The sequence below is a fragment of the Limnobacter sp. genome (assembly GCF_043511195.1).
Classification (GTDB): Bacteria; Pseudomonadota; Gammaproteobacteria; order Burkholderiales; family Burkholderiaceae_B; genus Limnobacter.
In genome coordinates this window covers 1,443,410-1,456,572 of the sequence record NZ_CP121330.1, presented here as the reverse complement: position 1 = coordinate 1,456,572, position 13,163 = coordinate 1,443,410, and the positions used below count along the sequence as shown (strand labels likewise).

Sequence of the window (13,163 nt, the reverse complement as noted above, 5' to 3'; positions counted from 1 at the left end):
AGATCAGCCTTCAGAGCCTGGCACTGTTACAGCGGATACTTTTTCGCTGTTCTCGCGGGACGCCACCAGATGACCTTGCTGGTAGGTTGAATCAATGCGTGATTTAAGCGACAGCACTTTGCCAGGATAGCCACCGTCATTGCCATGAATGGCTGCACCCACATACCAACGCAAACCGGCACTAACGGAGCCTGTACGACGTGTGTACTCGCGAATGATTTTGGCACCCACTCGCATGTTCATTTCAGGGTTCAAAGGGGACCAGTCACCGGGTGACAATGCTTCAAATTTGTCTTTGTGAATTTTAGGCATCACCTGCATCAAGCCGCGAGCGCCAACCGGACTGGCAGCAAAAGGATTGTAGGAAGATTCAATACCCACGATCGCCAGGATCAGGGTTGGCTCTACCTTTTCTTCCTTGCCTACCTTGTAAGCCAATCGAACAATCGACTCCACGGCTTCAGGCGACACGCTGTAGCGTTTGGCCAGGTAAGAAGTAACCTGCCGCTGACCTGCTGTCAGTGGTTTGCTCGAATCAATCGAGTTGAACTTCACTGGCATCAGGTTTTTAGAACCGGATGAATTTGCAGGTGACTTGGCAGTGGTATTTACAACCTCTGCGCCACCAGCCGCAAGGCCAGTACTAAGCAAGTCAATTTCAGTGGCGAATATTGCCTGCACTGGGGCAGAGAAAAACACCTGGCTGCGAAGTTCGGCATTGGACAGCAATATTGCTATTGCACCCGCTACCAGAACCGATGTGGCCACACCAAGACCGGTGACGGCGTTTTTCAATGATTGAATCAAGTTCGGGGTCTGGACCTGCTGGCCATTGACGCTCAGAACGGTTTCGTACTGCTTCATGCAACCTCCTCTGCTACGCAAACGCAGGCTTAACCCTGCATTGTTTGACTCAGCGGTGCATCTGCCTCCATTTTGTCCGTGAGGCAGAACGTTCTGCTTTAACCATTTACTACTTGCACTACATGGTCAAAGCACTCTTAAGATGAAGTTAGGCTGACTTAAGTTCCCTTAAGTTTTGCCCTCCAACTGCGTTTGTGTGACTTAGGTGATACCTGTCACAAAGCTGAGCGGATTCTAGGGTCAACCCGGACAGGGGTCAATGCAAAATCTGGTAGAGTCTTTCTACTCAAAACAAGAACATACCCCTAAAACGAGGCCTTATGCGCTTTTGGGGGGCTTGAAAAAGCCCTCTAGGTATGGGTTGTAATTTCTTGTTAACTGTTCCTTCCGGACCACAAACAGGTAGTTTTTTTCACAATGCGATACAAGAACCTTCGAGACTTCATCGATTTACTCTACAAAGAAGGTGAACTTCAACGAGTCCCCGAATCAGTCAGCCCAGTTCTGGAAATGACCCATCTTTGCGACAAGGTATTGCGCGCTGAAGGCCCCGCCTTGTTGTTTGACGCACCACAAGGCTACAAACACCGTGTATTGGGCAATTTGTTTGGCACACCAAAACGGGTGGCCATGGGCATGGGCGCCAGCAACACCGAAGCACTAAGGGACATCGGCCGCACCTTGGCCTACCTGAAAGAACCTGAGCCACCCAAGGGAATGCGCGATGCACTGGACAAGTTGCCTTTGGTGAAACAGGTGCTGTCGATGGCCCCCAAAGTAGTCAGTAAAGCACCATGTCAGGAAAACGTTGTCGAGGGCCCAGACGTTGACCTTAACCAGATTCCGATCTGGACATGCTGGCCCGACGATGCTGCCCCCCTGTTGACCTGGGGTTTGGTGGTCACCAAAGGGCCCAATCGCAAGCGGCAGAACCTGGGTATTTACCGACAACAACAAATTGGAAAAAACCGCCTGATCATGCGCTGGCTGGCCCACAGGGGTGGCGCGCTCGATTTCCGCGACCACGCCTTGAAACATCCAGGCCAACCTTTCCCGATTTCAGTGGCCTTGGGCGCCGACCCAGCCACTATCCTCGGCGCGGTCACGCCGGTGCCGGATACGCTCTCTGAATATCAATTTGCCGGTTTGCTGCGGGGTAGCCGAACAGAACTGGTGGCCTGCAAGGGCAATAATCTGCAAGTGCCTGCAGAGGCGGAAATGGTGCTGGAAGGCCATATTTACCCCTACGAACACCCGATTGCTGTGGCCGCACGAAAAGGCAGAACCGATGGCGAGGTGCCGGAAATACGGGAAGGCGTTACCGTGTTGCGCGAGCCGCCACCAGTACCCGAGTACTTGAAGGGTTGGGACTGTGCGCTAGAGGGCCCTTATGGAGACCACACCGGCTATTACAATGAACAAGACTGGTTTCCCGTGTTCACTGTCGACAGGATCACCCTGCGCGACGATGCCATTTACCACAGCACTTACACCGGCAAACCGCCGGATGAGCCCGCTGTGCTTGGCGTGGCACTGAATGAGGTATTTGTACCCATCTTGCAAAAGCAGTTTCCAGAAATTGTGGACTTCTACCTGCCGCCCGAAGGTTGCAGCTACCGCATGGCCGTAATCTCAATGAAAAAGGCCTACGCAGGTCATGCCAAGCGCGTGATGATGGGCGCCTGGAGTTTCTTGCGTCAATTTATGTACACCAAATTTATTGTGGTGGTCGACGACGACGTAAACGCCCGCGACTGGAAAGAAGTGATTTGGGCAATCACCACGCGAATGGACCCGGTGCGGGATACCGTGCTGATTCAAAACACGCCGATTGATTACCTGGACTTTGCAAGCCCGGTGAGTGGACTGGGTGGGAAGATGGGTTTGGATGCCACGAACAAATGGCCGGGTGAAACCACTCGGGAGTGGGGCCGCAGCATTCAGCCCGATCCCAAACTGGATGAACGCGTGCGTGAACTTATGAGTCGTTTGGGTCTGTAGAAGACTCGGCCACTGAACGGGAAGCCCAAGGGCTTCTCGTTTGAAACCAAAACATGCCCGCAGCCAGCGCCACGGCACCCAAACCAGCGCGCAACGCCACTTTGGAAACCGGTTTGCGAAAACGCAGCAAAGCAGTCGAGGCCAACATGCCGAGCAGCGGGTACTTTTTCAGGCCCTCCTGCCAAACCTGGCCTCCGAGGCTGACCACTGGCCCAAGCGCCCGCATATTTCGCTTGCCCAACCAGCCGCCAAACTGGCGAAACATATTGACCCAGGCGAATTCTTTTTTTAACGCATCAACCTGACCGCCAAACTCCATGCGCTCAAGTTGAGCTTTCATCATCAACAATTCTTTGCGCGCTTCCAGAGCATCGAATTTTTTACTCATGACGACTCCCCAGGGGTGTCACCACTGCTCAAACTGTCCAGCACAGCTTGTTTGTCGCGACCCAATTCAGCCAGCGTGGCTTCAAACAAAGGAGGTTGTGCGGCCAAGGTGTCTTTCAGTTGCACGTAAAAATACACGCCCAGCACCACATAGAAAGCAGCACACCCGGCAATGGCCAGGAATCGGTGCGAATCCCAAGCCAAAGCAATGACCAGCAGGCAAATAAACAAAGAGGCAAACGCTGCTGCCAATGCGGTCAGCAAAGACCAAATCACGGTGCGAACCGTGGCCTGGCGGGCCTGCGCCAACTCGACACCCGCCAATTCAATGCGGGTTTGGGTCATGCCCAACAAGCTGGCGACAACCCGTTTTAGTGCTGCCCTCGCATTTGGATTTAGCACAGCCAACCTTTAACGACGGTTAATGATCAAACCCAATACAAAACCCACCGCGGCGGCAATACCCACGGCTTTCCAGGGGTGATCGTGCACATAGTCATCCGTGGCACGTGCAGCTGCCTTGCCTTTTTCAAGCACAGCCGACTGGGCGTCTTGCATCACTTCCCTGGCTCGGCGAAGGCTGACCAAGGCCTTTTCGCGAAGTTCGACCGCACGCTCGCCCGACGATGAGGCCGCGGCTTTCAACAGATCTTCGGCGTCGCTCAATACGATTTTCATGTCACTAAAGAGTTTGTCTTTGCTGTTGTCCATATGTTGGCCTCGTGCTGTTGGATGAGAATAATGAATCAGTCTAACAAAGGAAAACCCAGATTGGGAAAGGCTTGCGGGCAAGCGCATCATTTTTGCCTTGAATTATTCCGCTCTGTATATAAACTCGAGCAAGCTTTCCATGGGTCCCCAACTGTCGTAGGCCCTTGGGCTTTTCACCAACACCCCAACGGCCCACAACTGCCCCTCGCGGTCTCGCAAGTAACCGCCCAGAGCACGTACGCCGTTCAAGCTTCCGGTTTTCAAGTAAGCAAACCCGTCTATGTTGTTCACACGCCTGTGAAGCGTACCGTCTGCTCCAGCGCGTGGAAAGCTGGCCAGGTAATCAGGAAAATCGGATCGTGCAGCCATGTTTCGCAAAAACTCTGCAAGGCCTTTGGCATCAATCCGGGTACCGCGGGACAAACCTGAGCCGTTCTCGAAAAACCAGTCACTTGAAGAAATCCCCTGCTGCTTCAGCCAGTCCTTCAGTTGCGCGTTAAATGCTTCGGGGGTTCCAGCCACTGCCAATTCGAGATGGCGAGCCATCACGTTGCTTGACCATTTGTTGATTTGCTTGATCAAGTCGCCAAGCGGCTTCCCATAATGTGTGTACAAGGCAATGGTGTTAGCCGGAGTGACTCCTTTGATCACTTGCCCGCCTTGTGGCCCGGCAAATTTGCCCCCCAACTGCAACCAGATCTCTTTCACCCACGATTCCCACAGCCAGTCCTGTGCGGGAATGCGAATGGGCAAGCGGGATTGCCCACAGCGGCGTGGGTAGTTGCCCTTCACAGTCACCACTACGTTTCGCCCTGCTTTCGAAAAATCCACCGACATGCCGTTCTTCCAGGCACCGCAACCGCCAGCGGTCAAATTGATTTCTGACACGAACGCCCAGTCTTTGGGCGCCTCTTCAGGCAGCACAACCACCGTATTCTCATTGATTTTCAAGTCAATCGACATGGCACCAAAATTCAGCAACAAGGCATCGGGCTGGGCATGGTAAGCACGGTGAGGTGCATCATCAAAGGCGTCGTCTTCGGCAAGACCAAGGCTGGGCATTTGTTCCGTAAACGCGGTGTCGTCCAGCACAACTGGACCGTTGATCACATCAACTCCCTTCGTTCTCAGTTGTCGCAATGAAGCCCACAGGTCTGCACTTAAAAACGCTGGATCACCGCTGCCTTTGATATACAAGGGGCCGTTCAACATGCCATCGACAGGCTCGGAATCTGCATGAAAACCCGTCTTGAATCGATATGTGGATTCAAGCTTTTGCAAAGCAAGGGCTGTTGTAAACACCTTGGCCACAGAAGCGGGATTGACCAACTGACTGGAGCCATGTGCATAAGCCTGCGGCTTTCGGTGAACAAAAGGTGAAATTGGTAGGGCGTAAGCCGTGAAGTCGTCCGCCGCAATGCCTTTTTTCACGAAGGCCTGAGTGACATTTGAAGGAAAGGTCCGCACCTGGGGCTCGGCCGCATTTGACCATGAGGCTTGCGACAAAACCAGATTAAAAAGAATTAAAACTCCGCCAATTTTGCGAACAGACACGCGTGAAATCCTGAAAGTCAATTGTGAACTTTCAGGATATCACCCAAGCCATCTTGTGCCGCACACAGTGTGCCGTCAGGTGTGTTTCTTCGGATCCTTTTTACGCTCCCAAGGCCTTGCTGGTGATTCAACAGCAGGTGCCTCTTTGGCAGCAGGTATGTCTTCTGGACTTGTTGCCGGGGCTGTTGCTGCGGTCTCTGCCTTGTCTGCCGCAGCCGGCGGAGTCACTGCAGACTCATTCATGGCCGGATTTTCTACACCCTTGGGTAACCAACGTTGCCGCCCTTGGGCCAGAGGTACGGCTTCCTGGGGGGTGTCCAAGGCCGCAGACCCGGACTCAACGGGTGTGCCAGGTAACACAGGCGAGTCCAATGACGTCTTTTCCTGCCTGAAGGCAGAATTTCGAATTTCAGGTTTTACCACTTCGATTTCATTGGCCAGCATGTAGTCGTTCATGTCACGCCAGCCCTCGAACACACCGGATTGATGCGAACTGGGGTTCAGCGTAAAACAATCCTCCAGCGCGCGGCCTGAATGCCTGCACGCCGCGCCCACCGCTTTGCTGTCCTCCATTGACAACTTGCCTGTCAAGCCTGGTATCTGCGACAGATCGCACGAACTCAGCATGGTCGCAGCGCCCGCCACCATCAATATCTTTAGTTTTCTCATAATCCAGTCCTGATTGACTACCTCTACAGGTGATAACGTCCGGATTCTGGAAAAATTGATAGGCAATTGCGGGGATGTTGGTGTTTTTCTTCTAATTGTGGTTTTACCCACAATCTTTTCTTGTGCATTGCACCCAAACCCAGTAGACTTCGCTCCAGATTGCAAATCAACGGGTCGTTTTACGATTCTCACCATTGGACCGCGTTGGGTTGCCTTTGTTGGCACAAGCTCTTGAAGCTGTGCTTTGCCCATCGCCGCCAGTTCTCTTGCGACCATCCGGAACAACCTAGTTCCCAGCCGCGTCGTCTCATTTCTGTTCGTCGATGAATTTTTAAGTCCACATCGAATTGGAACTTTTATCATGTCTATGTCATTTGATGACATGGGTCTTGCTGCGCCTTTGCTGCAAGCCCTGAATGCTTTAAACATTACTGCCCCTACCCCCGTTCAAGCCGAAGTGGTACCACTCGGCAAAGAAGGCGGCGACCTGATGGTGTCCAGCCAGACAGGTAGCGGCAAAACTTTTGGTTTCCTGCTGCCCGTGATGCACCGCATGATGAGCGGCGAACAAAGCCCCATGGAAATGCTGGCCGGTCCAGAATGCCTGGTGCTGTGCCCAACCCGTGAACTGGCCCAACAGGTTAGCCAAGACGCGATCAACCTGGTGAAATTCACCAAGGGCGTTCGTGTAGCAACTGTTGTAGGCGGTATGCCTTATGGCAAGCAAATGGCCAGCCTGCGTGGCGCACGCATCGTTGTCGGCACCCCCGGCCGCTTGCTCGATTTGGCCCAACAGGGCAAATTGGACCTGAGCACAGTAACTACATTAATTGTTGACGAAGCTGATCGCATGCTTGACCTGGGCTTTTCTGAAGACCTGGAAGCAATCGACCACCTGTGTGGCAACCGAATTCAAACATTGATGTTCTCCGCCACCTTTGCCAAGCGCATTATTGGCTTGGCTGAAAACATCATGAACAACCCCAAGCGCATTGAAATGGCGGCTCAGAACGAAGCCAACACCGACATCGCCCAGAAGCTGATGTGGGCCGATAACCGTGGCCACAAACGCAAACTGCTGAACCACTGGCTGGAGCACCCAGACATGGTTCAAGCTGTCGTGTTTACAAGCACACAAATTGACGCAGAAAACCTGGCCCGCGATTTGGCCGATGAAGGCGTACGCGCCTGCGCCCTGCACGGTGGCATGCCACAGGTGGTTCGTAACCGCCGTTTGGCCAGCGTTCGCAAAGGCGACATCAAGGTATTGGTTGCAACCGATGTTGCTGCCCGTGGCCTGGACGTGCCTGCAATTTCACACGTGATCAACTACGGTATGCCCATGAAGTCGGAAGACTACGTGCACCGCATTGGCCGTACCGGCCGTGCTGGCCGCAGTGGCGTGGCAGTTACCTTGGCCGAAGCCTGCGACATCATCAGTGTTCGCGGCATCGAGCGTTTCATCAACTCACGCATTCCTGAAGAACAGGTCGAAGGCCTGGAGCCACGTGGCAACTTCACACAGGCGCCACGCGGTGGCAAGCCAAGTGGTGGCCGTGGTCGCTCTGGCGGTGGCGGTTACGCTGGCAACAGCGGTGGTCGTTCAGAAGGCCGCAGCTTTGGCGGTGGCGAGCGCAAATCGTACGGCGACAAGCCTGCATTCGGTGAGCGCAAGTCGTATGGTGACAAGCCATCTTATGGCGGTGAACGCAAATCATTCGGCGACAAGCCTGCATTCGGCGAGCGCAAGTCGTACGGCGACAAGCCTGCATTCGGTGAGCGCAAGTCATTTGGTGATCGCAAGCCTTACGAAGCACGCGAAGAGCGCAGCTTTGGTGATCGCAAGCCATTTACCCAAGGTGAAGAGCGCAGCTTCGGCGATCGCAAACCCTTTGGTGACCGCAAGCCTTACGGCGACAAGCCTTCATTTGGTGACCGCAAACCCTTCGGTGAGCGCAAGTCGTTTGGCGACAAGCCTTCATTTGGTGATCGCAAGCCTTCCGGTTTTGGCGGCAACTCGGATGCGCCAAAAAAGTGGAATCGCGACGCAGAGCGCCCAAGCTTCCCCCGTTCTGAAGAACGTGCACGCCCGGCCTTCCGTGCCGAAGGCACTGCACCTTCGGGTCCAAAGCGTGAACACGCCTCGGGCGCCCGCAAAGAACAGGCTGCACGCAACATGGGCGATCGTGGCGGCTTTAGCCGACGTCGCACTGACTAAAAAAGTGGCGTAAAAAGCACCACGGGGGAAACCCCAAGAAAAACCCTCAGCCGAAAGCCTGAGGGTTTTTTGTTTTTATGCGACAATTTGGAGCTTGCTGACCAACAAAACAGGAAGACTCCTACAGTGCGGCCCAATTCCAAAAACAAGTGGCTGGCGCAAAGCGCTCGACTTTCACGCTTCATGGCTGACCGGGGCATGATCGTCTCTGTCATCTACGCCTTTTCCCTGCTGGTTGGTTTTCTCGCAGTGGGGTTTGCCTGGATGTCTGACTTCGCAGGTGAATGGAACAAAGAACTATTCGCCGAGCACATGTGGATCGCGCTGCTGTTGCCACCGGTGGTGTTTCCAATTGCCCTTTGGCTGGTCAACACCGTTTTCTGGGGCTCGGGCGGCAGTGGCATTCCGCAAGCAATCAAAGTCACCAAACACCCAAAACCCAGGCTAGTGGAACGGCTGTTGGGGCCACGCGCTTTTTTGGGCAAATTGCTGATCACGCCTTTCGTGATAGCAGCGGGTGCCGCTGCGGGGCGTGAAGGCCCAACCGTACAAATTGGTGCCGCACTGATGGCCTACGCAGGACGCTTTCCCAACATTGCCAAGCTGTTCGACACCCGCTCACTGATTATTGCTGGCGGTGCTGCAGGGGTCGCGGGGGCTTTCAATACACCCTTGGGTGGGCTGATGTTTGCCTTTGAAGAATTGGGCCGACGAAAAACAATGCGACACACCTCGGCACTTTTGATGGCCATTGTGCTTGCAGGTTTGGTGGCATTGATTCTTCAGGGCAACTATTCGTACTTTGGTTATTCAAATGCCACGATCGACTGGGGACAGGAATGGTTCATCATTTTCGTATTGGCGATACTTACAGGCATCGTGGGCGGCCTTTACGGGCGCAGTATGTTGATCCTGGTGTCGAGCACCAGCTATTTGGGTGGTTTGCGCAGTCGTTTCCCCTATCGATTTGCAGCGGGGTGCGGCGTGGTGCTCTCACTCATGGCACTAATTTTTGGTGTTGAAGTTTTTGGTGCGGGTTACGAAGAAACCAAGGCTGCCTTGCAGGACAGTGAAGAGCTTTCCCCCATGTTTTGGCTGACCAAAATGATTGCCACTGTGGTGTCATTTGCCAGTGGCATACCTGGCGGCGTATTCTCACCCACCTTGTCGATCGGTGCAGGATTTGGTCACTTTTTTGCGGGGTTGACCAACAGCGAAACCGCGCCACTGATGTTGCTGGCCATGGTCGGTGTTTTGTCTGCGGTAACCCACTGCCCGATTACTGCTTTTGTAATTGTGCTGGAAATGGTCGACAACCACGATTTGGTCATGCCCCTGATTTTCGTGTCAGCCATTTCAACACAAGTCAGCAAACGAATCTTGCCTGCCTCGATTTACCACCTGTTGGCCAATCAAATCAAGGTCAGCTTTACGCAACCTGAGCCAGTACCCGCGCCCCCGCAGGAGGTTGCTCAGACCGAAGCGACCACTGTTGAACCAAAAAAATGAGCACGCGTTGCGCAGCAAAAGCAGCTCTGCTGGCATGCCTTACAACAGCATTGTTACTGAAACCTGCGCAAGCCTTCGACAACGTTGTTCAAAGGCTAAACAACCCGGCTATGCATTGTGGTCACCAACCCACGCTCGATTTGTTCAACGGCCTGGTCACTGCACTTTCTGAATCTCAGAACACCGCGGCTGAATTAACGCTTCGCAGAGAGGATCGACGACTGGAGTTGTTGATTCACTTCGAGCCGGATCAAAGCGGGATTCCCTCAAACTGTTTGGTCAAACTCGAGGCTTTGAATGAAGCCACCAAATCGGGCCGATCGGGTCCCATTTTGATTCGATCCAGCACCCAAACAGAAGGTAGTGCTGAACTTGATCTTGCTGTGGCCAGCCAAAGACTGGATGCGATTCAAAACTACTTCAGGGGCCACCGGCTTGCCCGCAAGGCATTTGTGCTGGAGTTACACCCAGACACCTCAAGCCCGTTGTTTGGGGATGCTGTCAGCTTGCCCAATATGGTGGAAATTTATTCCAGCCCGGCCAATTGATCAAAGCCGAGGCGATCGCTAAGGCGGCTAAGCAGGGTCGCCAACTCGGCGGCTGAACGTACCTTGAGTTTGTCAAACACATTGGCACGATGCACTTCCACAGTGCGCATTGAAATATCAAGCTCAGAGGCAATCACCTTGTTTAATTTGCCTTTGGCCACCAAAAACATGACCTCTCGCTCGCGGGGCGACAATCGGTCAATTCGTTCAGACCATTGCTTCAGCACTTCCAGGTTCACCAAATATTCACCTGACTTTTGCAGTGCCTGTTTAACCCGTTCAATCAAACGCTGATCGGTGGTTGGTTTTTCGTAAAAATCGAATGCACCATTTTTAACTGCTTCTACGGCAGTGGATATGTCGCCATGCCCCGTCAAGAAAATCACTGGCAAACGGTCCAGGCTGTAACCACTGCGCTTTAGCCACTCAAACACCTCAAGACCCGACATATCGGGCATGCGCAAGTCAAGCAACAGACAAAGCTCGGCCTCGCTGGTGATGTATTCATCCAGTCGGGACTTGAAACTCTCGAAATTGGCAAAACCCTGCATGGGCAGGTCCACGGTTTCGAACATCCATTTCATGCCTTCGCGCAAATCGTCATCATCATCGAGCAGCAACACCTGCACTTTTTTAGTTGGCTCCAACTGACTGCTCCCCTTCCATGGATTCTTTGACTGCCATTGGCAAGTCCATTGTAAAACAGGTACCACCTGTGGGCACGGCATCGGCTTTCAGGCGCCCGCCATGCGACTCAGCGACCGAGCGGCAAAGGCTAAGGCCCAGGCCCAAACCGTCTGGCTTTGTCGACACCAAAGCCTCAAACATTTTCTCGGTGTTGTTCAAACTCAAACCCGGGCCGTCGTCACGCACTGAAAACTCAAAGGAATATTCCAACTGACGCGCACGTATCCACACATTGCGAATACGTTGTGACGCAGTGAAAGCTTCTGATGCGTTTTTAACCAGATTGACCAAGGCTTGCTCCACCATGATTCGGTCGATATACAACACGAAATCGGGTGTGACAATGTCAAAATGCAAACGCACCTGGTGCAGCACAGCGGTGGAATTCACCATGAACTGAATGGAATCAATCAGGTCCGACACGCGCACATTTTCACGGGTGGGTTTGCGTTTGCGAACCAGGTTTTGAACCGAACCAACCACGCGGCCCGCACGCTGCGCCTGATCGCGCAACTTCTCAAACAACTGGCCGTACATTTCCAGGCTGGCACCACGTTGGCTTAAATTCATCCCGGCCTGTGCATACGACACCATGGTAGCCAAGGGTTGGTTCAATTCATGCGCAATATTAGAGGCCACCTCGCCCACCAGCGCAAATCGTGAAGCCGCCTGCAATTTCTCGCGTTGCTCGGCAATTAGCGATTCCGAACGCTTGCGATCGGTAATGTCGATCACTGAACTCATCCAGCCGGTGTGCGCACCACGGCCGTCTTTCAAAGGCGCTTCCACAATGAGCACATCAATGAACTTGCCATTTTGATGCTGGTACGTTGTTTCGAACCCCTCTGGAGGGGCATTGCCTGAAATCACATTGGCGACCAAACGCTTGTATTCCTCAGTGCTCTTGCTGGGCCAATACGGCAGGGGCTGCGGAATTCCAATTAACTCTTCGGGCTTGTAACCCACCATATTGCAAAACGCCGGGTTCACGTAACGAATAAAACCTTGCAAGTCCCACACACGCAAACCCACCGCCATGGAGTCTTGCATGGACTGGCGAAACAGTTTTTCTTCTTCAAGACGAGCCTCAATCTCGAGACGACGACGAGAATCGCGCCACAACATGATGAAACTCAACAACAGCAGCAGGAGTAAAAATGCCAACGCGCCGGTAATGCCGTAGTTGAACAATCGGGGGCCTTCTTGAATGCTGTTGACCCTGAGTTGAAACTGCAGCCCTCCGAGTTCCAGTGAGGTCGTGTGCATGTAAACACCAGCGCCCGGACTGGCCTTTACCAGGCGCGACAAAATGGCCCCGCTGGCATCGAGCAGTTCGACCTGGTTGTCTTGAGCAAACCACCAGGGCAACTCCTTTTCCAGCATCAAATCCAGGTCGATCAAGCCAGCGGTAACGGCCTCGCCGCGTTGGGCCACACTCACATTGGCCACATAGTGGCGCCCCTGAAACAGAAAGGGTCCAACCAACCCGTCCAGGCGGGACTCGTAGCGTTGATTGACCTGCGCTGAGATCAGATTGCGAACCGCTTCAAGATCATATTCATCAAAGTTGTCTTCCAGATTCACAATCGGTGTCAACTCGGGCCCACGAAACACCGCCACCAGCTCGCCAGAGCTGCGGCTAAGCTGATTCAGGCTTGCCGAAAGACGTGCCGATGGATAAATGAGAGAGTCATTGGTCAGCGCTTGCAGGGAGTTGATCAGGCCACCCACCTGAAACTGAATGTTCTGGCGGGCCCAAAGTGCATCGGCAATCAGTTTTGCCTGGTTTTGATCACGCTCGTCCTGTTGGGCGTAGTAAACTGCGGCCACCATCAACGCCATTAAAAGTGAAAAAACAAGCACGGGCATGCCAAACCTCATGGCTTGACGGCGCTTGATCTTCTTTAAATTGGGCTCGTAAGGGGCGAACAGTTGCATGGCTGGATAGTGCCACGAAATAGCAAAAAGATTTCAAGGGATGTGGAAACCCACAATGGTGAGGACTGCCCTACTCT

General features: G+C 53.4%; 12 protein-coding genes. 4 read left to right on the top strand and 8 right to left on the bottom strand.

All coding sequences use genetic code 11. The features are described from left to right. Nucleotides 1–3: 3 nt before the first annotated feature. Nucleotides 4–864 (bottom strand): transglycosylase SLT domain-containing protein, encoded by an 861-nt coding sequence (locus tag P0D43_RS06970; protein ID WP_394673600.1) that lies wholly within the window; start codon nucleotides 862–864, stop codon nucleotides 4–6. 417 nt (nucleotides 865–1,281) lie between these two features. On the opposite strand from P0D43_RS06970, the gene P0D43_RS06965 reads away from it, so the two are divergent. Continuing rightward, entirely contained in the window at nucleotides 1,282–2,865 is a 1,584-nt protein-coding gene (locus tag P0D43_RS06965; RefSeq protein WP_394673599.1) for a UbiD family decarboxylase, read from the top strand. Here P0D43_RS06965 and P0D43_RS06960 read toward each other — a convergent pair. From P0D43_RS06960 to P0D43_RS06940, 5 genes are all read right to left on the bottom strand, one after another. Further along, nucleotides 2,843–3,253: a hypothetical protein gene (locus P0D43_RS06960; RefSeq protein ID WP_159572913.1), complete on the bottom strand. Its 411-nt coding sequence runs from the start codon at nucleotides 3,251–3,253 to the stop codon at nucleotides 2,843–2,845. The two genes, P0D43_RS06965 and P0D43_RS06960, sit on opposite strands and share 23 nt — an antisense overlap. Then, nucleotides 3,250–3,654, bottom strand: a complete 405-nt coding sequence (locus tag P0D43_RS06955; RefSeq protein WP_394673598.1) for a phage holin family protein — start codon at nucleotides 3,652–3,654, stop codon at nucleotides 3,250–3,252. Before P0D43_RS06955 ends, P0D43_RS06960 begins: the two co-directional genes overlap by 4 nt. Nucleotides 3,655–3,663: 9 nt before the next feature. Continuing rightward, on the bottom strand, nucleotides 3,664–3,963 hold the full coding sequence (locus P0D43_RS06950) for a YqjD family protein (RefSeq protein ID WP_138518742.1): 300 nt from the start codon (nucleotides 3,961–3,963) through the stop codon (nucleotides 3,664–3,666). Between the two features lie 102 nt (nucleotides 3,964–4,065). Then, nucleotides 4,066–5,517 (bottom strand): D-alanyl-D-alanine carboxypeptidase/D-alanyl-D-alanine-endopeptidase, encoded by a 1,452-nt coding sequence (gene dacB, locus P0D43_RS06945; RefSeq protein WP_341236296.1) that lies wholly within the window; start codon nucleotides 5,515–5,517, stop codon nucleotides 4,066–4,068. A gap of 75 nt (nucleotides 5,518–5,592) precedes the next feature. Next, nucleotides 5,593–6,186 carry a hypothetical protein gene (locus P0D43_RS06940; RefSeq protein WP_159572907.1) on the bottom strand — a complete coding sequence of 198 codons (594 nt, stop codon included), beginning with the start codon at nucleotides 6,184–6,186 and terminating at the stop codon, nucleotides 5,593–5,595. 361 nt (nucleotides 6,187–6,547) lie between these two features. Between P0D43_RS06940 and P0D43_RS06935 the strand changes: the two genes are divergently transcribed. From P0D43_RS06935 to P0D43_RS06925, 3 genes are all read left to right on the top strand, one after another. Continuing rightward, entirely contained in the window at nucleotides 6,548–8,404 is a 1,857-nt protein-coding gene (locus P0D43_RS06935) for a DEAD/DEAH box helicase (protein ID WP_341236298.1), read from the top strand. A gap of 126 nt (nucleotides 8,405–8,530) precedes the next feature. Continuing rightward, nucleotides 8,531–9,913 (top strand): chloride channel protein, encoded by a 1,383-nt coding sequence (locus P0D43_RS06930; RefSeq protein ID WP_394673597.1) that lies wholly within the window; start codon nucleotides 8,531–8,533, stop codon nucleotides 9,911–9,913. Continuing rightward, the gene (locus P0D43_RS06925; RefSeq protein ID WP_394673596.1) at nucleotides 9,910–10,461 is read left to right on the top strand and encodes a hypothetical protein; all 552 of its coding nucleotides are present in this window, start codon (nucleotides 9,910–9,912) and stop codon (nucleotides 10,459–10,461) included. The genes P0D43_RS06930 and P0D43_RS06925 overlap by 4 nt, the downstream gene beginning before the upstream one ends. Here the strand turns inward: P0D43_RS06925 and P0D43_RS06920 are convergent. Both P0D43_RS06920 and P0D43_RS06915 read right to left on the bottom strand, forming a co-directional pair. Then, on the bottom strand, nucleotides 10,440–11,108 hold the full coding sequence (locus tag P0D43_RS06920; protein ID WP_236550923.1) for a response regulator transcription factor: 669 nt from the start codon (nucleotides 11,106–11,108) through the stop codon (nucleotides 10,440–10,442). The genes P0D43_RS06925 and P0D43_RS06920 overlap by 22 nt on opposite strands. Then, nucleotides 11,095–13,086, bottom strand: a complete 1,992-nt coding sequence (locus P0D43_RS06915; protein ID WP_159572898.1) for a nitrogen regulation protein NR(II) — start codon at nucleotides 13,084–13,086, stop codon at nucleotides 11,095–11,097. The genes P0D43_RS06920 and P0D43_RS06915 overlap by 14 nt, the downstream gene beginning before the upstream one ends. Between the last annotated feature and the right edge of the window lie 77 nt (nucleotides 13,087–13,163).